The organism is Streptomyces sp. A18 (assembly GCF_059026065.1).
The window spans coordinates 1-330 of sequence record NZ_JBWLKL010000168.1; the positions used below are offsets into that span (position 1 = coordinate 1).

The window sequence follows — 330 nt, forward strand, 5'->3', positions numbered from 1 at the left end:
GGCGCTGCAGCAGCGTTCGCCGACCTACTGGAGAACGAGCTACGTGTGCTCGGCCCCGACCACCCCCACACCCTAAGAACCCGGCAGAACCTGGCCACCTGGCGGGGCAGGGCGGGGGATCCGGCCAGAGCGGTAGCAGCCTTCGCCGACCTACTGGCCGATCGGGAGCGGGTGCTCGGCCCCGACCACCCCGACACCCTCGCCACCCGGCACAACCTGGCCCGGTGGCAGGCAGAGGCGGGAGACCGCACCGGAGCGGTAGTAGCCACTGCGGAGCTGCTTGCCGATCGGGAGCGTGTGCTCGGCCCCGACCACCCCGACACCCTCGCC

The 330-nt window shown here is 72.4% G+C and carries 1 protein-coding gene; it reads left to right on the forward strand.

Features of this window, described 5'->3' with window-relative positions; all coding sequences use genetic code 11:
• The coding region (locus AC5P1C_RS44000; RefSeq protein ID WP_493871613.1) for a tetratricopeptide repeat protein at positions 1-330 on the forward strand (330 nt) is incomplete at both ends.